The organism is Acinetobacter gyllenbergii (genome assembly GCF_001682515.1).
GTDB lineage: Bacteria > Pseudomonadota > Gammaproteobacteria > Pseudomonadales > Moraxellaceae > Acinetobacter > Acinetobacter gyllenbergii.
The window spans coordinates 1-21,466 of the sequence record NZ_KV575263.1; the positions used below are offsets into that span (position 1 = coordinate 1).

A 21,466-nucleotide genomic window follows, 5' to 3' on the forward strand; every position below is an offset into this window, starting at 1 on the left:
CTTAGCGCTGATGGTAGTGTGGCACTTGCCATGTGAGAGTAAGTCATCGCCAGCTTTTAAATACTAAACACCCCCTCCGCTAACGCTGAGGGGGTGTTTTTTATTGCGGGCAGAATAAATAAATTGGCTTGTGTTAATATCGCTCTATATTTGTCTAGGGACATGGGGTAGATATGAAAAAAGGCTTGTTGGTATTGGTTGTTAGCTTATTAGTTTCAAGTATGGCTTTTGCAATCAATGAGTTGGATACAGGTCTAAAAGCTTATTATCAAAAGAATTATAAAGTTGCTTTTGACAGTTTTGAAAAATCAGCAAAAACGGGAAACGTTCAGGCAATACACTATTTAGCAAGTTTGTATTTTCAAGGCTTAGGTGTCCCAAAGAATGTAGAAAAGGCTTTTAACTTATTTAATCAATCTGCTCAAAAAGGTTATGCTCCCTCCTTAGCAAATCTTTCGATTATGTATTATGAAGGTATTGGAGTACAAAAAAATCCTGAAAAGGGTTTTGAATATACTAAAAAGGCTGCGAATGCAGGAGATTTGCAATCTCAATTTAATTTAGGTAATGCTTTTCGCAAAGGGAACTTTGTTAAACAAGATTATACTAAAGCTGCTTTTTGGTATGAAAAATCAGCAAAAGCTGGCTATTCTTTTTCTCAAAATGAGTATGGTTTATTATTTGCTCAAGGTTTAGGCGTTGAACAAGATTATTATAAAGCTTACGCATGGATCAGTGTTTCAGCTGAAACAGAAAATGATCAGGCAATTAAAAATTTGAAGAATTTTACTCAAATTTTTAATATCCAAGAAATGAAGAAGGCTAAGGAGCTAGCTGATCAGTATAAAACACTTTATCTTAAATAAAAAATTAGGTATTTCTGATGAAACTCAATTCTTTCTCTCCACTCTCTGAAGATGATGAACTGCATCTGCCTGAGCTGGTGTATTGGGCATCCCTCGGTGATGTGGAACAAGTTGAGCAACTACTGGCAGAGGGGATAGACCCAAACCAGACCGATGACGAAGGCTATAGTGCATTACAGGCCGCTGCTGAGAACGATCATTTGGCGGTGGTAAAGCTACTTGTGAGCAAGGGGGCGGATGTGACCTATAAAAGTGAATATAGCGCATTACAGCTTGCAGAAATGGCAGAGCATAGCGAAGTGGTAGCGTATCTTAAAAGTCTTTAAATCCTGCATAAAAAAGAATAGATAAAAAGAAGCCCCATCATCCTGACGGGGCTTCTTCATATTCAGTTTATGTCGTTGATATCCTATTAACGACCACGTCCTGTGTCTGTTCTTATTCTCAATGAGACTTCCTGTCTCTCTATGTTTTGTATGATAGGTGAAAAGTTTGTATTGGGATATTCGCCAATTGCTGCGATTGCTGTAGGTTTTAGCGTACATTGCTTCCAAATCTATTCTGAAATTTTAGCGATAAACACACCGCATTATCATAATTTCAGCTAAAGATAGCAGTAAATCACATTTGTATATCAACTTTAATTATATAGACTCCAGTCAATCGTATATTTATGGAAAACTGTCTATGGGTTGGGAAGGATGGTTGTCGTTGGGATTAACACTTGGGGGGCTACTTACACTCATCTTTTCAAAAATTGCCCCGCATATTGTCATGCTGGCAATTTTGACAATATTAAGTGTTTTTGGTGTATTAACCGCTCAGGAAGCTTTGGCAGGTTTTAGTAATTCTGGATTGATTACAGTGGCAGCGATGTTTGTCGTTGCGGCGGGTATTTCTAATTCAGGAGGAATTGATCTATTTGTAAATAAGTTATTGGGTACCCCAAAATCTGAACGCATGGCATTATTGCGAATTTTCTTACCCATCGCTCCGCTCAGCGCATTTTTAAATAATACACCTGTTGTTGCAACCATGATTCCAGCCTTAAATAGCTGGTCGAAAAAAATTGGGGTCGCACCGTCAAAATTAATGATTCCTTTGAGCTATACCGCGATTTTGGGTGGGACGATTACCTTGATCGGGACAAGTACGAACTTGGTGGTTAATGGGCAATATCAAGCGCTAACAGGCCAAGCAGGCTTTGGTATTTTCGATATTACGGTGATTGGTTTACCTGTCGCGATTATTGGCATGTTGATCATGTATTGGTTCGCACCCAAATTATTGCCCAATTACCAAGAGCAAAATGTTTTTTCAAATCTGCGAGAATTTACTTTAGAAGTCGTGGTCAGTCCAAATGGACCATTGGTTGGGCAATCAGTCGCGGCCGCAGGCTTGAGACATCTAAAACGCGTTTATCTGGTTGAAATTGAACGGCAGCAAACGATTTTAACTGCAGTGTCTTCGGATGAAATTTTATTCGGCAATGATCGCTTAGTATTTGCAGGAGATACTGAAGCGATCACTGAACTTTTGAAGATACATGGTTTGGTTGCACCAGCAAGTATTGATGAAAAAACCACTTTGGAAGAAGCACATGCGGGTCGTCGTTTAGTCGAAGCGGTTGTTTCTCCGCATTGTGAGGCAATTGGTAGCGCAATTCGTGATTCTAAGTTTCGTAATCGCTACGGTGCTGTGGTATTGGCGGTTGCACGTAATGGTGAGCGCTTAAAGGGTGGTTTAGGGCAGATTAAATTACAGGCTGGCGATACCTTATTGTTAGAAGCACGTCCAGCCTTTGTAACGCGTCAAAAATATAATAAAGATTTTCTTTTGGTCAATGAACTCGACCATGAGTCGCCTCAACATGAGAAGGCATTATTGTCATGGGGAATTTTACTCGCAGCAGTTTTTGCAGCAGGCTTTGGCATACTGAGTATGTTGAATGCTGCATTATTAGCAGCTGGGATGATGTTGTTGACAGGCTGTTTAACAGTAAAGCAGGCTGAGAAGAGTCTTGATCTGACGGTTATTTTAACCATTGCCGCTTCTTTTGCTTTAGGGGCCGCCTTAGAGAAAACGGGGGTTGCTGAGATACTGGCACAGTTGATCGTACATTTCAGTGCAGGTGAGGCGATTTTATTATTAATTTTGACCTATTTTTTTGTCTCTATACTGACCGAAGTAATTACTAATAATGCAGCGGCATTGCTAACCTTACCAGTTGTGTTAGAAATCACGACGCAAGCTGGTTTGAATCCAATCCCTTTTGTTTTTGCCATTATGATGGGGGCTTCTGCAAGTTTTGCGACCCCACTAGGTTATCAAACCAATCTGATGGTACTTGGACCTGGTAATTACCGTTTTAGTGATTTTATTAAAGTGGGTTTACCGATGAATATCTTGATTGGTTCAATAACGATTTTATTGCTGCTTTTACTTTTTCCGATCACGTTATAAATGAAAAAGCCCTGAATCATTCAGGGCTTGCTTCTTTGTGAGCGCATTACATTAGAAATGCATATCTAAGCCAATATAAGGGCCTTTAAAATTAAACTTAACATCATTTTTATCATAATCATCTAATTTGACATCCAAGATACGATAGCCTGCTTTTAAGCCAACATCGACTAAGAGATTGTCAATAAAGTTATATTGTAATTCAGCTTGTGCATCAGTGATCTTGGTGTCATTGATGTTGCTATAGAGCAACTCAGCTTTTGCACTTAAGCCTGTGAATGGCAACTTGACCCCTGCTGATCCATAGATCACAGGAACAGTCTTATCAATATCTGTTTTTCTGACATTCAGTGTTTTGATATCGCCATTGAGATTGGTTGCACCTAAGCCCACATCGGCATTTACGATGGTGTCCAAAATCTCATAATATAAAATGAAGTCAGTATGGTCGATGTTTAGGTCATAAACAGGTTGGCCTGCGAGCTCTTTTTCTGTTTGTGATTTTAAATTCACATAGCGAATTTTTGCATTTGGAATCAATGGAATTGGATGTTCAATTGCAAGTGATATTTGAGCAGAGCCTTTACGGTCTAAATCATACTCCCGAGAGTCTGCATAAGGATCCAATAGAAGATTATCTACGCCAGTTTGGTTGGATAAAGATGTTGTATTATGGGGCTGAACTTGAGCCTTACCATCATAAAACCAATAACTTGCATCTGCTTTTACGCCAATCACATCTGCTTGTGCCAGACCACAAATACTCGTCCCTATAGCAAACATTGATATTTTTAATATTTTCATTGCATTGTCCTAATCAGTATCAAAAACCGTAATGAATTGTTGTGAATTCATCAGCGAATGGGCGAATCATATAGTGATCTTGGAAAATATGCAGTAGTCTAATTTTAAATTTTTATAACGGGATCAAGAAGAATGACAGATACAGCAAACGTGCGGGATTATCCATTGTATGTCGCGGGAAAAGCGGTGAGCACGGGGCAATGGCTTGAAGTACATGATAAGTATCGAAATACCGTCTATGCACGTGTTGCTCTGGCTGATGCCAAAGTGCTTGAAAAAGCCATTTCTGCTTCGGTAAAAGCAGAACAGGAAATGGCAGCATTAAAACCTTTTCAAAAACAACAGATCTTATTGCATTGTGTGAAGCGTTTTAATGAACTGCGCGAAGAACTGATCGAAATTCTGATTGCTGAAGGCGGCAAGCCTCGCGGGGCAGCGAGTGCCGAAGTTGAACGCCTGATTAATACCTTCCAGTTGGCCGCGGATGCAGTGACTCAACTGGATGATGGACGCATGTTGCCTTTGGCAGTGACACCTGCTGCTGCCCATTTTCGGGGCATGGTCAAGCATGTACCGATTGGTGCGATTTCTTTAATCAGCCCGTTTAATTTTCCTCTCAACCTCGTTGCACATAAGATTGCACCCGCGATTGCAGCAGGTTGTCCGTTTGTGCTGAAACCAGCCAGTTTAACGCCGATTAGTGCCTTAATGATTGCCAAGGTGTTAGCTGAAACTGATCTGCCTAAAGGTTCATGGTCGGTATTACCTTGTGAGCGTCAAGCCGCAGATATTTTGGTGACCGATGATCGTTTTAAGCTTTTGAGCTTTACTGGGTCGGATCAGGTCGGTTGGGATATGAAAGCGCGTGCAGGCCGCAAGAAAGTCACCTTAGAACTCGGTGGTAATGCTGCGGTTCTGATTGATGCAGATACTGTGATTGATGAAGCGCTCATAGATCGTTTGCTTAGCGCCGCTTATGGGCATGCGGGGCAGGTCTGTATCAGCGTGCAGCGGATTTTAGTGCATGCTGATCTTTATGCAGAAGTGAAAAAGAAACTGGTCGCCAAACTGAAAAAAATCAAAGTGGATGACCCCGCTTTAGCAACCACATTGGTTGGGCCCATGATTAAGGAGGCTGAGGCCATTCGTTTGAAAAAATGGCTGGATAAAGCTGAAAAGAAAGGAACGAAAATATTGATAGGAGGGAACTTACAGGGCATGTTGTTTGAACCCACTTTACTGGAAAATGTCGATGCCAAACTGGAAATCTATAAAGATGAAGCCTTTGGTCCTGTGGCAATTTTAGAAAAGTTTAAGACGTTTGAGCAGGGCATTGCCACCATTAACCAAAGTCGCTTTGGTTTACAGGCGGGCGTATATACGCAGAATTTGAATAAGATGCTGTACGCATGGGATCATTTAGATGTTGGAGGTGTGATTATTAACGATGTTCCAACGTTCCGTGTCGATAATATGCCTTATGGCGGGGTGAAGGATTCTGGCCTTGGTCGAGAGGGAATTCATTCTGCAATTCGGGATATGCAAGAGGAACGATTATTAGCCATTAAACAATAAAAAAGATTGTGGCCCAAGCGGAGTTTTAGCTTCGCTTGATTGTTTTATGTACTTGATTTTTATAAGTTGACTGCAAGGTCAAAATTACAGTCTGTTGAAAAATAATCAGTTGTTGAAAAAAAGATGACTTTTTCTTTCAGAATTTACAGTAAAAAGAAATAAAAACAGGTATTGTTCGGCTATTAAAAGCAGAAAAACAAAGCCCAATCTTTAAGGAAGATGGTTTGGTTTTTGCTTTGTTTGTCCATGTAAACGGAGACCCACAAGGTTGAAATTTCATGCAAGCAAAACAAGATTTTTTATGGCACTTTTCATGTCTGTTGGATAATAAAAACCTAACACAGCATGGAAGAGCCAGCAGGACAACTTAGGTGTTTTATGGCAGATTCTCGTGAAAACTGGACATCACGATCTGGTTTTATTATTGCAGCTGTTGGTTCAGCTGTAGGTTTAGGTAACATTTGGCGTTTTCCTTATGTTGCGTATGAAAATGGCGGCGGGGCGTTTCTTATCCCTTATTTACTGGCGTTGATTACCGCTGGTTTACCCCTTTTATTTTTAGATTATGCAACCGGACACCGCGCGCGTAATTCACCTCCAAAGGCGTATCGTGCGCTATTTAAAGGGGGTGAGACGCTGGGTTGGTGGCAAGTCTGTGTCTGTATTATCATCGGTTTGTACTATGCCAGCGTACTGACGTGGGCGGGGAGTTATGTCTACTTCTCGATTGGTCAGGCATGGGGCAGTGATCCAGAAAGCTTCTTCTTCAATACCTATTTGCAGACCTCGAAAGCGACTGGCTTTGATCTACAATTCGTGAGTCATTTGTTCTGGCCGATTGTTGGGATTTGGGCACTGACCTTGATCATTTTGTATGGCGGAGTGAAGAAGGGTGTTGAATTATCCAATAAGATCTTCATGCCGTTGTTATTCGTATTGTTTACGGTTCTGGTGATTCAATCCTTACGTTTACCTGGTGCGGTAGAAGGCTTAAATGCATTCTTTACCCCGAACTGGTCAGCGATGATGAACTATAAAGTTTGGTTAGCGGCATACGGCCACACCTTCTTCTCGTTGTCGGTTGGCTTCGGAATCATGGTGACTTATGCCTCTTACTTAAAACCAAAAACCAACTTAACTGGTTCGGGCTTGATCGTTGGTTTTGCCAATGCATCAACCGAGATTTTGGCAGGTATTGGTATTTTCGCTGCGTTGGGCTTTATGGCACATGCGGCAGGTAAAGAAGTACACGATGTTGTAAGTGGTGGTATCGGTTTGGCATTCATCGCATTTCCTAAAATCATTTCAAGTTTAGGTGCGGGTGCAGATTTATTTGGTTTCTTATTCTTCTCTTCGCTGTTTGTGGCGGGTATCTCTTCCATGGTGAGTATTTTGGAAGTGCCAATTGCTGCAATGCAGGACAAGTTGAAATGGGGCCGTACCAAAGCTGTAACGATTATTGGTGGTGGTAGTGCACTGGTTTCAGTGATCTTATTCTCTAGTGTGAATGCGATTAAACTAGTGGATATCGTCGATCACTTCATCAATAACATCGGGATTATTGGTGGTGCATTGATCTCGATTATTAGTATTGCGTGGTTTAAGCGTTCTGCCTTGCGTGAATTACGTGACCATGTCAACCGTATCTCGACTGTTCAACTGGGCAAAGGTTGGGATTTCACCCTAACCGTGATCACTTCGTTGATCTTGTTAACCACTTTAAGTATGACCGTATTTAACTTGGTGAAAAACGGTTACGATAGTTATAGCATGAGTTTACAAGGCATCTTTGGATGGGGCAGCGTGATTTTCTGTGCTGTCGTTGCACTTGTACTCAGCCGAATCAAAGATCGCTAGGAGAACAACTATGAATACTTCAGCAATCGTAATGATGGTGATTTCAATGGTGTTTTTATGGGGTGGATTGGCATTGTCTATTCTACACTTAACCAAAAACCCAGAAGAGTTAGATGATGTTCTTGAAGACGTTAAAGATCAGCATACACTCTAAATAGAATGAATAAAAAAGCAGGCTTTGAAGCCTGCTTTTTTATTTTGATTAGGCCAATTTTTTAATTCGGCAATAATAGAAACCATCGCCAGAGTGCGCAGACGGTAATAATTGACGACCATAAGTCTGTTCAATTCCCCAATCGGCTTCGATTTTGATTTCTTCAGCATCCGCATGTTCTGCAAAGAATGCCGCCATTTGCTGCTCATTTTCAGCTTTGAGAATCGAGCAGGTGATATACAGCAACGTCCCGCCAACTTTAAGTTGTTGCCACATTTGCTGCAAAATCTGTTGCTGTAACGCCACGGTTTGCGCGATATCGGTTGATTGCCTTAATAGGCGAATATCGGGATGGCGACGAATCACGCCTGTTGCGGAACAGGGTGCGTCCAGCACGATACAATCGACCAGTTGCTGTGCCTGCCAGGTAGTGGCATCTGCCGTCACAATCTCAACAAGGTTCTGATCTAGAGCAAGACGTTCTAAATTTTCAGAAACACGTAATAAACGTTTTGCATCATGATCAAGTGCAATCAGTTTTTTCGGGTTAAAGCGCTCAAGGATATGTGCAGCTTTACCCCCTGGTGCAGCACAAGCATCGACAACTACTTGGTCATCTAAGTTAGGTAAAAGCGTGGCGCACAATTGTGCATGCTCATCCTGAACAGAAAAACCGCCTTCCTCAAAACCGGGTAAATGGGTAATATTGCCCGTTTGTTCCAAAACAATACCCACATCTGAAAGTGTGCAAGGACGAGCATCAATCTGTTCTTCGTCCAAAATCTCTAAATATTCATTACGACTGACTTGGCGTTCGTTGACGCGCAGGGTCAGTGGTGCGACTTGCTTTAAGGCTTGGCATAGCGGCTCTACTTGCTCAGGCCAATCTTTTTTGAGTCGTTTGAATAACCAACTTGGTAAACCATGGGTATGATTCAATGCGGTTTGAAATTCATCTGTTTCACGTGAAACACGACGCAGAATCGCATTGACCAAACCACTCATTGGCTCGAAACCGAGTTGCTTAGCCGCATTTACAGTTTCTGAAATCGCAGCATGCACTGGAATACGCGTACATAAAATTTGATATAAACCCAGATATAAACAACTTTCGAGTGCTTCATTGTCTAATGGTTTTGTGAGCAAGGGTAAAGTAATGGCTTTTAACGAATACCATTGGCGCAAACAACCTAAAGTAAGCTCGTGATATAAACCGCGGTCACGTTCAGAAACGATATTGATATGTTGATTCAAAACGGAAGACAAAGATTGTCCATTTTGAACCGCCAAAAGTGTTTTGATCACCTGCGCACGCAGATTTAAATTTTTTGCAGATGATTGGTTCATAGCAGTATTTGCCCCACTTGTAATTTTTGGGTTTGTAACATTTGTACACTATTGAGTGCCTTACCACCTGGCCATTGCACGCTAGTTAATAGTAACGTCCGTCCATCCCCACAAACCACCATCACACCATGATTGTCTACCGTAACAATTTCACCTGCGACTTTGTTACTAAACTCAGTAATCGTAAGTTTTGCAGCCCAAACACGTAACACTTGTCCGTCTAGCTCACAAAACGACACAGGCCAAGGATTAAAAGCACGAATATTACGGTCAATTTGAACTGCATTTACAGTCCAATCGATACGCGCTTCGGCTTTCACTAATTTGTGCGCATAAACGGTCAGCGCCTCATCTTGCACTTCACGTTTTTCAATAAAATCCTGCAAGCTTGATTCTGATTCAAGCACGGTACAAATCGCTTCTGCACCTTGAAGCGCCAATTTGTCATGCAAGCTGGCAGAGGTGTCTTCAGCGGTGATTGGGCAGTAGGTTTTATACATCATATCGCCCGTATCTAAACCTGCCGCCATTTGCATGATGGTGATGCCCGTTTCAGTATCCCCTGTCGCGATGGCACGTTGAATTGGCGCAGCGCCACGCCAGCGGGGTAACAGTGATCCATGGATATTTAAACAACCGTATTTCGGTGTATCTAAAACCGCTTGCGGTAAAATCAAGCCGTAGGCCGCAACCACCATCACATCTGCGCCAAGTGCAGCAAGTTCTTGTCGAGCGGCCAAACCTTCTTCGGTAGACGCTTTAAAGTTCAAAGGTTGATAAACAGGTAAACCGTGTTCAAGTGCCAATTGTTTAACAGGCGATGGCGTTAATTTTTGCCCACGTCCTGATTTACGGTCAGGTTGGGTATAAACCGCAATGATCTGGTGGGATGTTTTTAATAATGCCGCCAATGCGGTTGCCGCAAATTCAGGCGTACCAGCAAAAATGATTTTCACAAATGGAATCCAAATAAAACTTACCCCAAATTATAAGCGAAAAAGCCACGAGCCCCTAATTCACTGCTTGAATTGCTTTTGTGCAAAAAAAGATAGGCCTGTTGGTCATCTGTTAAACGATAACTTGTAGTATGATGCAAACAGCTCAGTATCATTTCGCCAGAGAGAAAGTCTTATTTTTCTCGAGCACACACTTGTTGGGAATAAAAAATGCCTGATTATCGTTCGAAAACATCAACACATGGAAGAAATATGGCGGGCGCGCGCGGTTTATGGCGTGCGACCGGTATGAAAGATGAAGATTTTGGCAAGCCAATTATTGCGGTAGTCAACTCATTTACCCAATTTGTTCCCGGTCACGTGCATCTTAAAGATTTAGGTCAACTTGTTGCGAGAGAAATTGAAGCTTCTGGTGGTGTGGCAAAAGAATTTAATACCATTGCCGTCGATGACGGAATTGCCATGGGCCATGACGGGATGCTGTATTCACTGCCATCACGTGATTTGATTGCCGATTCTGTGGAATACATGGTCAATGCTCATTGCGCCGATGCAATGGTATGTATCTCGAACTGTGACAAGATCACTCCGGGAATGTTGATGGCGGCAATGCGCTTGAATATCCCAGTGGTGTTCGTGTCTGGTGGGCCAATGGAAGCGGGTAAAGTTAAATTCCGTGGTGATGAAAAGGCGATTGACCTTGTTGATGCCATGGTGGTTGCAGCCGACGAAAGCTATACCGATGAAGAAGTGGCTGCATTTGAACGCTCAGCATGTCCAACGTGTGGTTCATGTTCAGGCATGTTCACGGCCAACTCAATGAACTGCTTAACTGAAGCCTTAGGTTTATCTCTACCGGGCAATGGTTCGATCGTGGCAACCCATGCCAACCGTGAAAAATTGTTCTTAAGAGCTGGTCGTTTAGTGGTTGAACTGGCGAAACGCTACTATGAACAGAATGATGACAGCATCTTGCCACGTTCAATTGCCACCAAAGCCGCATTTGAAAATGCCATGACTTTGGATATTGCAATGGGTGGTTCAACCAATACCGTATTGCATTTGCTTGCGGCTGCACATGAAGCAGAAGTTGATTTCACTATGGATGATATCGACCGCCTGTCTCGTCAAGTACCAGTATTGTCAAAAGTTGCACCAGCAAAACAAGACGTGCACATGGAAGATGTACACCGTGCAGGTGGCATCATGGCAATCTTGGGCGAACTCGATCGTGCCAACTTATTGAATACTTCATGCCCAACCGTGCATGAACCTACGCTAAAAGATGCATTAGACAAGTGGGATATTATCCGCACTGAAGATGCGGATGTTTATGAATTCTATCGTTCATCGCCAGGGGGCATTCCAACGCAAGTGGCATTCTCGCAAAACCGTTATTATTCAACTTTGGATGGTGACCGTGAGAAAGGCGTGATTCGTAATGCTGAACATGCCTTCTCTAAAGACGGTGGCTTAGCGGTTCTTTACGGCAACATCGCTCTAGATGGCTGTATCGTCAAAACTGCGGGTGTGGATGAATCAATTCTTAAATTCACGGGTACAGCACGCGTTTTTGAAAGCCAAGATGCCGCGGTTGAAGCGATTCTGGATCATAAAATCGTAGCGGGTGACATCGTGGTGATTCGCTATGAAGGCCCACGTGGTGGACCGGGTATGCAGGAAATGTTGTATCCAACCAGTTACCTGAAGTCGAAAGGCCTAGGTAAGGACTGTGCCTTGATTACTGATGGTCGCTTCTCAGGTGGTTCGTCAGGTTTGTCGATCGGTCACGTGTCTCCAGAAGCAGCAGAAGGTGGTGCGATTGGTTTGGTTGAAGATGGCGATACCATTGAAATTGATATTCCAAACCGTACCATTCACTTGAATGTGGATGATGCGACTATGGCGCATCGCCGTACCGTGCAGGAAGCCAAAGGTTGGCATCCTGCCGAAGAGCGTAAACGTAAAGTGTCTAAGTCATTGAAGATTTATGCAATGCATTCGACCAGCGCAGCCAAAGGCGCAGTACGAGTTTTGTAATCCCTTTCAGTCCCTCTTTCAATTAAGGGGGACTTTTTTGTTATTTTATAAGATACTGAACATACTTATTGACTCACTTGTTCCAACCCAAGTTTGAGTAATCGATTCATATTTCACTTTATGACCATTAGAGGCGATCGACATGTCTTTGTTACGTCGTTGGTTTGATCCCATCCGATCGAGTTGGTTCTATCAGAAACCTTCTCGTCAGGCGGTGTTACCCACGGAACAGGGTTTAAGCATTTACCTACGTCTAGACGATGTTTATAGCTATCTTGCGGTACAACAACTGGATCAGCTCAATGAAATCCTGAGTGATGAGCTGAAACCGTTAAAAGTGATTATTTCGAGGCAGGACGCAGAGCCTCCGAATGGCATGTCCAAGCAGGAATGGCTCAGTTACTGTTTAAATGATGCTAAGATTCTGGCCAAGCAGCATCGTTTTGGCTTTGATGACACTCCAGAAATTCCCAGCGCAGAAGCATTACAACAAGCTGAAACCATTCTTCGAAATACCCCTTTACGTGAACAGAACTTCTTGCATTTACTGGAAGACGTGTTCCATATGCTGTGGCAGCAACAATATGGAAAATTGCGTACCTTATACGCAATGGCCAGTCAGCACCAAAGCCCGCAAGATTATCCTGAACGCATTTTTAAAGATGTGCCCGTTGCTGCCAGCTATTTTGAATTTGGTGAACGTAAATACCAAGCGGTTGACGATTTACTGCGTCTGACGCGTCGTCTGAAACAGCAAAAATTACTGACCGGAAATCCAATTTTCCTGATTAATCATATCGAATGGCGTGAGCATTTGATTAATGATGGTGAGGCACTCAATGAAGTGCAGGCCATGCATCCCGAGCTAGATTTATACATCGCACTTGAAGATCCCATGAGCTGGTTATTATTGGCCTATATCAAAGAAGAATTGGCCAATTATTATAATATCCAGCTGAAAGTCTATCCGCTCAGTTACCACGGACGGGATTGGTTTGACTGGAGCTTGGCTACTCGTGTCTCCAAGCGAACCCAAGTGGCATTTACGCCATTCTGCCGTCCGACCAAAGAAGCGACCTATGAGATGGCACGACTGTTTTATAGTGTGCCTGAAGAACAACAAGTCGATTGTATCCACCAAATTTTTGCAGGGGTGTGGACACATGGTAAAGACCTGTCATTTAAAGCCCATTTCCAGCGTATGCAAAAGCGTTTAGAGATCGAGCACATCACTGAGCAGGATGTCGAAGCTTTACTGAAGCAGAACGATGAACTGTGTCAGCAAAAGCATCAGCCTGATTTTCCAGTGTTAGAATTGCGTATTGATGGGCAAAGTTATGTCTTTAACAGCTTGTATCGAGTCTGGATGATTGAAAGTATCATCAGCAATGTGTTGGAAGATAAATATAGAACCGCCTCAAGCTCTGCCTGAGGCCTACTTCCAAAAATAAGAATAGGGCAAGCTGCGCTTTTTTTCGTAGCATAACTCCGATGCAATATCGGAGATTCGGGCGTGACTTTTTTAGCAATTATTGTGATGGTATTTGTCTTTGCGGGCATGATTAAAGGCATGATCGGCTTAGGCTTACCAGCAGTTTCGATGGGACTACTGACGATTGCCATGAGTCCGTTTCAGGCTGCCTCTCTGCTGATCGTTCCGTCCATGATCACCAATATCTGGCAGCTGTTTGCTGAGGGTCGGGTCTGGACCTTTGTGCGTCGTTTCTGGTCCTTACTGGTCGGTATAGTGGTTGGATCGATCTGGAGTTTTTTACCCACGTTAAGCCAAAGCCATGGCCAAAGCAGTGAAATTCTCTTGGGGACGATGCTGATACTGTACGGGCTTTATGGCCTATGCGTTAAGAATCTACCTCATTTGGGCAAATATGAGCGTTGGCTCTCACCCGTAGTTGGTTATATCGGTGGGGCGGTGACCGTAGCGACAGGTGTGGTGATTATTCCCGTGGTGCCTTATTTACAGTCTTTGCATTTAAAGCGGGATGAGCTGGTTCAGGCTTTGGGCTTGACCTTTACCGTGTCCACCATTTGTCTCGCCGTGTTTTTACAGCATAATCCGATGGCAGGCATCACCCTCGATTATCGTCTATCGGTTGTGGCGTTGGTCGCAGCTTTAATTGGCATGTGGTTGGGTAAAAAAATCCGCTATCAATTGAATGAGCAACGCTTCCGCCGCCTATTTTTTATGGGGTTGGTCGCATTAGGTGCTTATATGCTATCGCATTAATTGGGGGCTGAACTAAGGGCGATGTTGCAATAAAAAATCTGCAAATTGCTGATAAGTTTCGGGCAGTTGACTGAAATCCTGTGTTGCCAACAAAAGTTTCCGATTGGCCCATGCACCCATGAGTTGTACGGTGTGGAAATGATAATCTGGTGCTAAACGCTGTGCAGCGCGGGCAGGCATAATGGCGATACCAACACCTTTTGCCACCACCTCGGCAATCGCAGCAAAATTGGGTAAGCGCAAACGGTACTGAATATTAAAGCCCAGCAGTTTGGCTTGGGTTTCGATGGATTGTTGCAAAGAATGATGCGGCATCAACCCAATAAAGCCGTAGTTCAAGGCTTCGACCAAATTCAACTGTGCGTGTTGGGCGAGAGCATGTGAGGCGGGACAAATCAGCACCAAGGGATCACTGGCAAATTCCTGAGTTTGTAAAGGACGAATATCAAAAAAGCTGGAAACTAAGCCTAATTTGGCCATGCCTTTACCGAGAGCCGCAATAATCTCAGAACTCTCAGCTTCATGCAGATCGATATTGATGTCAGGATGACGCATCAGATATTGCGGTAACAGCGGTGGCAGATATTCACTTTGTGCGGAGGAGTTGCACCATAGGGTTATGGATTCGGGTTGTTGCTGCCGAAAGCGTTGCATCTCTTGTTCAAGCTGGTCTTTTTGTCGCAGCAAGCGTCGTGCATATTCGGCGAAGGCATGGCCTGCACTGGTGAGCTCAACGCCTGTGGTGTGTCGAATGAATAAAGGCGTATCGAAATATTGTTCAAGCTTTTTCATCCGTTCGCTGGCCGCTTGCAAGGAAATCGCAGAGCGTTCCGCGCCTTTGGTCAGACTGCCTGTGTTGACGATGTGCAGAACGAGCTGTAAATCAAAAAAATCAAAACGCATGGTGGCAACGTATTGAAATATAAAAAAGCCATCATACTAAACATCGCTTCAATAAAGATAGTGGACTTAAGTGCAGCAGCAAAGTGCTACTGAGCGGGATCTATTCATGCTGATCCAACGGGTGATCTTTAAACAATTGCACAATCCATTCAATAAACACCCGTTGTCTGGGTGAAACCCGTGTTTTTGAGGGATAAAGCAACGAAACGGGTAAAGAAGGCACAGCGTATTGGCTTAACACAGGGCAGAGTCGGCCATTTTCGATTTGCTTGACATGCCCATAACGCGGGACTTGGATAAGACCAAAGCCTTGTTCTGCCGCTGCTGAGTAGGTATGCGCTCCATTGACCTGAATCAATGTACTTAAATCATAAGGTTCCACTTGCTGGTTGATGATGAATTCTAAGGGAAGCGGTTTTTGTCGTGCGCTGGAATAGAAGCCCACCATCACATGCTGTTTTAAATCGCTGAGTGTGTTCGGTGTACCGTATTTTTTCAGATATGCAGGACTTGCAAGGGTGATTTGTTGAATGTGTCCCAAGGGTCTGACCACCAATTCACTATTATTTAAATGCCCAATCCGAATCACACAATCAATACCTTCCTTAATGATATCGACATAGCGGTCACTTTCGGTCAGTTGTACTTGAATCTGTGGGTATTCACTGAGAAATTCATGTAGTTTTGGAATAATAAAATGAGCGGCAAAGATGCCGTGGACTTCGACTTTTAAACTACCTTGTGGTTTTGCATGTAGAAAATCATGGTCGGATTCGTCGATATAAGCCAGAATAAATTTACAACGTTGATAATAAAGCTGACCTTCGTCAGTCAGATTAACCTGTCGTGTGGTCCGGAACAGTAAGCGGGTATTGAGTTGCGCTTCCAATTGTTTAATCGCATCTGTCAGGGTCGAGCGTGGTAGATTCAGGATCTGTGCTGCTTTGGTAAAACTGCGCTGCTCAACCACATGCACAAATGCCGACATTGCATTTAACTTGTCCATAGGCTTAATTCTTTTGTTCGCTCTATTCGGATAAAGAAGCCGAAACTTGATGGATTATCTTGTTATCACTGAACAGTATCATAGATCGTATCCAGTGATAAGTTGATTTGATTGAGGTTAGACATGAATACACCAGCAAATGCGATCAATCCGAAGAAAGTAATTTTGATTACCGGTGCATCGAGAGGGATTGGTGCTTTTACCGCGAATTTATTGGCACAGCAAGGACACCAGATCGTGATCAATTATGCAAATAATGCCTTAGAGGCAGATCAGCTGGTTGAAAAAATTAAAGCGGCAGGCGGGACGGCAACTGCATTTAAAGCGGATATCAGTCAATCTGATCAGGTTGTGCAGCTGTTTGATTATGTGATCCAAAATTATGGGCGTATCGACATTCTGATTAACAATGCGGGCATCATGTCTCTTGAAAAAATTGAAGCGCTCAAGGATGAAACGATTGAAAAAGTTTTAGCAATTAATTTAAAAGGTGCACTCTATACCATGCGTGAGGCGGCAAAACGACTTGAGCAGGGTGGAAAAATTATCAATTTGTCCAGTAGTGTGATTGGTATGAAGCTGGAAGGGTATGGCGTTTATACCGCGTCTAAAGCAGCCATCGAAGCTTTGACGGTTATCCTTGCCAAAGAATTAAGAGGCAGAAACATTACCGTCAATGCGATTGCACCAGGTCCGACCGCAACCGAACTGTTTTTTGAAGGTAAGAGTGAGGCATTGATTGCACAGCTCGCCAAAGCTGCCCCTTTAGAGCGTCTAGGTACAGTAGAAGATATTGCTGCGGTGCTTGATTTTGCCGTGAGTGATGCCAGTAACTGGATCAATGCTCAAGTGATTAGAGCCAACGGGGGTATTATTTAGTCGTGGCATCCTTTTCAAAATAAAAAAAGGCAGCTTGCGCTGCCTTTGAACATTCTAGTTTTTATCTTTTAAACTGAACAACAGGTTCAGGAAAATTGCAGCAAACGTTGCGGTGCCGATACCACCTAAATTGAAGCTACCAAATAACAATTCAAAATTGCCTGCACCTAAAATAATAGTGACTGAGGCAATAATCAGGTTTTTATTATTCGAAAAATCGACTTTGTTTTCGATCCAGATTTTGGCACCGGCAATGGTAATCAAACCAAACACCACAATCGAAGCACCTGTGAGGACTGCAGTTGGAATGGTACTGATTACGGCACCAAATTTAGGTGAAAGGCCCAAGAAAATCGCAAACACACCAGCGATCACGAACACAATGGTGGAATACACGCGGGTCACCGCCATTACACCAATGTTTTCACCATAAGTGGTCATACCCGGTGCACCGACACTGCCTGATAATGTGGTGGCTAAACCGTCGGCAACAAAGGCTTTGCCCAATTGCGGGGTCAGGTTTTCGCCAGTCATTGCCCCCACCGCTTTGATGTGTCCCAGATTCTCTGCCACTAAGATCAGAGCCACAGGAGCAATAATTAGAATCGCATTTAAATCAAAAGTTGGATGTGAAAAGCTTGGAATACCGAACCATGGTGCCGCAGCAATTTGGGAGAAATCAATCGGTTTGCCATAGCCTAAAACATTGGTGGCAATGGCATAAATCGCATAGGCGATCAGTAGGCCAACCAGCAGTAATAAGCGTTGTAATAAGCCTTTGGTAAAGACGGCAATGATGCCCATACTCAGTACTGTGATGAGCGCCATCCACATCTCAAAGGGTTGACCCGCAACCCCTTTAATGGTGACAGGTGCAAGGTTGAGACCAATGATCATCACGATCGCGCCAGTCACGACGGGTGGCATCAGTTTTTCAATCCAGCGTGTGCCCGTCAGCATCACGGCAAAACCAATCAAGGCATAAAAAATACCGCAGGCAACGATGCCGCCAAGTGCAACTGAAAGGTTAGGATTGGCCCCAGAGCCGGTGATATGTCCTGTCGCCGCAGCAACCACTCCGATAAAGGCAAAGCTTGAACCTAAATAGCTTGGTACCCGTCCACCTGTGATCAGGAAGAAAATAATGGTACAAATCCCTGACATTAAGATGGCAAGGTTTGGGCTAAAGCCCATCAATAAGGGTGCCAGAACCGTTGCACCAAACATTGCAAATGCGTGTTGAACCCCGAGCACCGCACTTTGTAAGGGCGGTAAATATTCATTTGTCGCAACAGGTCGATGATCAATCTTCCCCTGATACGGTTGCCATTTTGGAAACCAACTTGACATAAATTAGACTCATTATGTGATATCAGCGCGTATGATACCCTGTCTTAAAACGAGCTTTCACCTATAAGCCATTGAGAATATTGCCAGAATAGGCATCGTGAGTTCTTGTTTTTACCTTTTGGTAAAATATGTTTCAAAATAAGCTAGCGGTTTTATTATTTATTTTCATGCTGATGCTTTGAAAAGTTAACGCTCTTATTTTCAAAATAATTTTTGATTTTTTTCTCATTTTTAAATTGAAATGGCATATTTTGCCAGTCTTGCCATCAATAGGCAGTGTTTCTATTGATGGCAAAGCTGAGTTTAGGGCTTAACCAGTATTACGCAGACCTGCAGCAATCCCTGCAATACTCACCATCAAGGCGTGATCGACAGGGCTGTGTTCGGTTTGATGTTCAGACAGATACAGGCGACGACGTTTCATCAACTCTGCTTGTAATAAATGTAGTGGCAATAAATACGGTTTACGTACCTGCATGGATTGATCCAGTACTTCATTATTACTGAGCAGTTTCGATTCACCTTTTAGACGCAACAGAGTATCCACTGCATTTTGCAGACGCTGACGTAATTCAACTCCCAATACTTTTAAGTCCTGATCTTGAGTCAGATGTGATTCATAATACAGGGCAATATCGGCATCCGATTTTGACAACACCATTTCCAGCATATCAATCAGGGTTTGGAAATAAGGCCACTGTTCCAGCATGTCATTCAAGGTGTTTTGGTGTTGTTCATGCACCTGATTAATCGCCGTGCCTGTACCCAACCAAGCAGGCAGCATCAAACGGATTTGTGTCCATGCAAATACCCAAGGAATGGCACGCAGTGACTCAATACCACCACTGACTTTTCGTTTGGCTGGTCGTGAACCCAATGGCAGCATTTGTAGCTCAAGTTCAGGCGTAACCGTGCGTAGATAGCTGACAAAGTTTGGATTTTCACGCACCGTCTGACGATAGACTTTGACCGATAAATCCGTCATTTGATTCATTAGATCACGCCACTGTTGTTTCGGTTCAGGCGGCGGCAATAAGGTCGCCTCTAAAGTCGCTGCGGTATAGATTTCCAGATTTTGCAGTGCAATACCTTCTAGACCGAATTTGAAGCGAATCATCTCACCTTGTTCAGTGACTCGAATCGCACCTGAAATTGAACCTGGTGGCTGCGAGAACAGGGCTTGCTGCGTTGGTGCACCACCGCGGCTGATTGAACCACCACGACCATGGAACAAGGTCAATTGCACACCATGTTGTTTGGCAATTGCAGTCAATTCTTCTTGAGCGCGATATTGCGCCCAGTTGGCGGACATAAAGCCTGCATCTTTGGCAGAGTCGGAATAGCCAATCATCACCTCATGTTTGCCTTGAATATGTTGCTTATACCAATGCATATTGAACAAGGTGTTCATGGTTTTGGCTGCACCATCCAGATCCTTTAAGGTTTCAAATAAAGGCACGACGCGTAGCGGATGTTGAATCCCAGCTTCCTTTTGCAGCAATAAAACTGCGAGTACATCACTTGGATATTCTGCCATGGAAATAATATAGGCACCCAAGCTCTCGGTCGGCTGTTCCGCCAAGGTACGCATGGTGGCAAATACTTCCAGTACGTCAGGATGCTGAATCAGGCTACCTTCGGGTTCATTGAAAAACTTAGGCAATAACGGGCGTTTGCTTTGCAGTTCCTGAATTAGGAAGTTTTGACGGGCTTGTTCAGTCCATGATTCAAAATTGCCTAGGCCCAGATATTCGGTAATCGCTGAAATCGCCTGGCGATGGCGACCCGATTCTTGACGAATATCCAGTTTGAGCAGTTCAATGCCGAAGCAGTTGACACGATAAATGAAATCTAGCAATTGTCCATTGGCGATCTCGGCCAAGTTACTGTCAATCAGTGAGCGATAGCAAAGCAGTAGCGGCGCTAATAGTTCATCTTTATTTTTGATGATATTGCTGTCATCGGCTTCAGCACCTTGTAAGCGTTGTCCCAACCAATAGCGAGTGGCTTTTAAACGTTCACGCGTATCACGCAAATATTCACGATAGGGTTCTGGGTGTTCATAACCTAAAGCTTGTGTCAGTTCTTCAGAACAGCTTTGAATGGATAATTCCCAACGCAGATTTTCAATATCACGTAGATATAAATCCGCCGCCTGCCAACGTGATAACCACAGCACTTCTTGGGTGACTTGATGGGTCACATTTGGGTTGCCATCACGGTCACCGCCCATCCAAGAGGCAAAACGAATTGGTGCGATGCTCAAAGGCAAGGCATGCTCACAATGCTGCTGTGTGAGTTCATTCAGTTCACGTACGAATTTCGGTACTGCATTCCAGAGCGACTGCTCGATGGTGGCAAAGCCCCATTTGGCTTCATCGACAGGCGTTGGACGATGCTGACGAATCTCATCGGTTTGCCAAGCTGAGCTGACCAATTGCTTCAGGGTCGCAATGGTCTGTTGGCGTTCTCTCGGTGTGAGTTTTTGTTGATCCAGCTGGGAGAGACAGTCGGTAATATCATCATATTTTTGAATCAGGGTACGGCGGCTGACCTCGGTTGGATGCGCTGTCAACACTAATTCGATTTTGAGGTCACAGATTTGTTGAAATAGTTGTTGTGCATTGATCTGTTGGGTTTTGAATTTTTCAAATAAATGTGGCAATGGGTTTGGGCTAGGCGCATGCTCATCGAACTCGGCCTGACGACGGCTACGTACCACATGATATTGTTCAGCAATATTGGCGAAGTTAAGAAAATGTGAGAATGCGCGGGTCAGCGGCAAAATCTCTTCATCTTTTAAACCGAGAAACAATTGTTCGAGCTGTTTTTCTGCTTCGATCTGGCCGTCACGTGCACCTTTGGCTAATGCGCGAATTTGTTCAATCTGATTAAACAAATCTTGCCCAGCATGTTGCTTTAAGGTCTCTCCAAGTAAATTGCCGAGTAAACGGACATCTTCACGTAGTGGAGCAGTGATTTGCTGAATCATTCTAATTCTCCTGTTGTTCTTACTCGACT

General features: G+C 43.6%; 17 protein-coding genes. 10 read left to right on the forward strand and 7 right to left on the reverse strand.

Annotated features, from left to right (window positions below; genetic code table 11):
• The first annotated feature begins 173 nt into the window (after nt 1-173).
• From NG55_RS09110 to NG55_RS09120, 3 genes are all read left to right on the forward strand, one after another.
• Nucleotides 174-866 (forward strand): tetratricopeptide repeat protein, encoded by a 693-nt coding sequence (locus NG55_RS09110; RefSeq protein ID WP_065343073.1) that lies wholly within the window; start codon nt 174-176, stop codon nt 864-866.
• Between the two features lie 17 nt (nt 867-883).
• Nucleotides 884-1,192, forward strand: coding sequence for an ankyrin repeat domain-containing protein (locus NG55_RS09115; protein WP_016542194.1), 309 nt, complete (start codon nt 884-886; stop codon nt 1,190-1,192).
• A 361-nt stretch (nt 1,193-1,553) separates the two neighbouring features.
• Complete coding sequence (locus NG55_RS09120) at nt 1,554-3,329, forward strand: SLC13 family permease (RefSeq protein WP_065343074.1); 1,776 nt, start codon at nt 1,554-1,556, stop codon at nt 3,327-3,329.
• A 51-nt stretch (nt 3,330-3,380) separates the two neighbouring features.
• Here the strand turns inward: NG55_RS09120 and NG55_RS09125 are convergent, their stop codons facing one another.
• On the reverse strand, nt 3,381-4,133 hold the full coding sequence (locus NG55_RS09125; protein ID WP_065343075.1) for a TIGR04219 family outer membrane beta-barrel protein: 753 nt from the start codon (nt 4,131-4,133) through the stop codon (nt 3,381-3,383).
• Between the two features lie 132 nt (nt 4,134-4,265).
• Between NG55_RS09125 and NG55_RS09130 the strand changes: the two genes are divergently transcribed.
• The 3 genes from NG55_RS09130 (at nt 4,266) to NG55_RS09140 (ending at nt 7,719) form a co-directional block, all read left to right on the forward strand.
• On the forward strand, nt 4,266-5,708 hold the full coding sequence (locus tag NG55_RS09130; RefSeq protein WP_016542198.1) for an aldehyde dehydrogenase family protein: 1,443 nt from the start codon (nt 4,266-4,268) through the stop codon (nt 5,706-5,708).
• Between the two features lie 378 nt (nt 5,709-6,086).
• Nucleotides 6,087-7,565, forward strand: coding sequence for a sodium-dependent transporter (locus tag NG55_RS09135; RefSeq protein WP_023271083.1), 1,479 nt, complete (start codon nt 6,087-6,089; stop codon nt 7,563-7,565).
• A 10-nt stretch (nt 7,566-7,575) separates the two neighbouring features.
• Entirely contained in the window at nt 7,576-7,719 is a 144-nt protein-coding gene (locus NG55_RS09140) for a methionine/alanine import family NSS transporter small subunit (RefSeq protein ID WP_065343076.1), read from the forward strand.
• Between the two features lie 48 nt (nt 7,720-7,767).
• Here the strand turns inward: NG55_RS09140 and rsmB are convergent, their stop codons facing one another.
• Nucleotides 7,768-9,066 (reverse strand): 16S rRNA (cytosine(967)-C(5))-methyltransferase RsmB, encoded by a 1,299-nt coding sequence (gene rsmB / locus NG55_RS09145; protein ID WP_065343077.1) that lies wholly within the window; start codon nt 9,064-9,066, stop codon nt 7,768-7,770.
• Nucleotides 9,063-10,022: a methionyl-tRNA formyltransferase gene (gene fmt, locus NG55_RS09150; RefSeq protein ID WP_065343078.1), complete on the reverse strand. Its 960-nt coding sequence runs from the start codon at nt 10,020-10,022 to the stop codon at nt 9,063-9,065. Before fmt ends, rsmB begins: the two co-directional genes overlap by 4 nt.
• Before the next feature lie 210 nt (nt 10,023-10,232).
• Here fmt and ilvD point away from each other — a divergent pair, with 210 nt between their 5' ends.
• From ilvD to NG55_RS09165, 3 genes are all read left to right on the forward strand, one after another.
• Nucleotides 10,233-12,062 carry a dihydroxy-acid dehydratase gene (gene ilvD, locus NG55_RS09155; RefSeq protein WP_032864358.1) on the forward strand — a complete coding sequence of 610 codons (1,830 nt, stop codon included), beginning with the start codon at nt 10,233-10,235 and terminating at the stop codon, nt 12,060-12,062.
• 142 nt (nt 12,063-12,204) lie between these two features.
• The gene (locus NG55_RS09160; protein WP_023271087.1) at nt 12,205-13,494 is read left to right on the forward strand and encodes a hypothetical protein; all 1,290 of its coding nucleotides are present in this window, start codon (nt 12,205-12,207) and stop codon (nt 13,492-13,494) included.
• Nucleotides 13,495-13,575: 81 nt separating this feature from the next.
• Nucleotides 13,576-14,307, forward strand: a complete 732-nt coding sequence (locus NG55_RS09165) for a sulfite exporter TauE/SafE family protein (RefSeq protein ID WP_016542205.1) — start codon at nt 13,576-13,578, stop codon at nt 14,305-14,307.
• A gap of 12 nt (nt 14,308-14,319) precedes the next feature.
• Here the strand turns inward: NG55_RS09165 and NG55_RS09170 are convergent, their stop codons facing one another.
• Both NG55_RS09170 and NG55_RS09175 read right to left on the reverse strand, forming a co-directional pair.
• On the reverse strand, nt 14,320-15,210 hold the full coding sequence (locus NG55_RS09170) for a LysR family transcriptional regulator (RefSeq protein WP_065343079.1): 891 nt from the start codon (nt 15,208-15,210) through the stop codon (nt 14,320-14,322).
• Nucleotides 15,211-15,310: 100 nt separating this feature from the next.
• Complete coding sequence (locus NG55_RS09175; protein WP_065343080.1) at nt 15,311-16,216, reverse strand: LysR family transcriptional regulator; 906 nt, start codon at nt 16,214-16,216, stop codon at nt 15,311-15,313.
• A gap of 123 nt (nt 16,217-16,339) precedes the next feature.
• On the opposite strand from NG55_RS09175, the gene NG55_RS09180 reads away from it, so the two are divergent.
• Nucleotides 16,340-17,095 carry an SDR family oxidoreductase gene (locus NG55_RS09180; RefSeq protein ID WP_065343081.1) on the forward strand — a complete coding sequence of 252 codons (756 nt, stop codon included), beginning with the start codon at nt 16,340-16,342 and terminating at the stop codon, nt 17,093-17,095.
• A 54-nt stretch (nt 17,096-17,149) separates the two neighbouring features.
• Here NG55_RS09180 and NG55_RS09185 read toward each other — a convergent pair whose 3' ends face one another.
• The gene (locus NG55_RS09185; protein WP_004656921.1) at nt 17,150-18,445 is read right to left on the reverse strand and encodes a solute carrier family 23 protein; all 1,296 of its coding nucleotides are present in this window, start codon (nt 18,443-18,445) and stop codon (nt 17,150-17,152) included.
• 310 nt (nt 18,446-18,755) lie between these two features.
• Entirely contained in the window at nt 18,756-21,437 is a 2,682-nt protein-coding gene (gene ppc / locus NG55_RS09190) for a phosphoenolpyruvate carboxylase (RefSeq protein WP_065343082.1), read from the reverse strand.
• Nucleotides 21,438-21,466: the final 29 nt, after the last annotated feature.

Excerpts from the sequence above, each read along its gene's own strand:
- NG55_RS09110 (WP_065343073.1), top strand. The coding sequence starts at position 174 with ATGAAAAAAGGCTTGTTGGTATTGGTTGTTAGCTTATTAGTTTCAAGT.
- NG55_RS09115 (WP_016542194.1), top strand. The coding sequence starts at position 884 with ATGAAACTCAATTCTTTCTCTCCACTCTCTGAAGATGATGAACTGCAT.
- NG55_RS09120 (WP_065343074.1), top strand. The coding sequence starts at position 1,554 with ATGGGTTGGGAAGGATGGTTGTCGTTGGGATTAACACTTGGGGGGCTA.
- NG55_RS09125 (WP_065343075.1), bottom strand. The coding sequence starts at position 4,133 with ATGAAAATATTAAAAATATCAATGTTTGCTATAGGGACGAGTATTTGT.
- NG55_RS09130 (WP_016542198.1), top strand. The coding sequence starts at position 4,266 with ATGACAGATACAGCAAACGTGCGGGATTATCCATTGTATGTCGCGGGA.
- NG55_RS09135 (WP_023271083.1), top strand. The coding sequence starts at position 6,087 with ATGGCAGATTCTCGTGAAAACTGGACATCACGATCTGGTTTTATTATT.
- NG55_RS09140 (WP_065343076.1), top strand. The coding sequence starts at position 7,576 with ATGAATACTTCAGCAATCGTAATGATGGTGATTTCAATGGTGTTTTTA.
- rsmB (WP_065343077.1), bottom strand. The coding sequence starts at position 9,066 with ATGAACCAATCATCTGCAAAAAATTTAAATCTGCGTGCGCAGGTGATC.
- ilvD (WP_032864358.1), top strand. The coding sequence starts at position 10,233 with ATGCCTGATTATCGTTCGAAAACATCAACACATGGAAGAAATATGGCG.
- NG55_RS09160 (WP_023271087.1), top strand. The coding sequence starts at position 12,205 with ATGTCTTTGTTACGTCGTTGGTTTGATCCCATCCGATCGAGTTGGTTC.
- NG55_RS09170 (WP_065343079.1), bottom strand. The coding sequence starts at position 15,210 with ATGCGTTTTGATTTTTTTGATTTACAGCTCGTTCTGCACATCGTCAAC.
- NG55_RS09175 (WP_065343080.1), bottom strand. The coding sequence starts at position 16,216 with ATGGACAAGTTAAATGCAATGTCGGCATTTGTGCATGTGGTTGAGCAG.
- NG55_RS09180 (WP_065343081.1), top strand. The coding sequence starts at position 16,340 with ATGAATACACCAGCAAATGCGATCAATCCGAAGAAAGTAATTTTGATT.
- NG55_RS09185 (WP_004656921.1), bottom strand. The coding sequence starts at position 18,445 with ATGTCAAGTTGGTTTCCAAAATGGCAACCGTATCAGGGGAAGATTGAT.
- ppc (WP_065343082.1), bottom strand. The coding sequence starts at position 21,437 with ATGATTCAGCAAATCACTGCTCCACTACGTGAAGATGTCCGTTTACTC.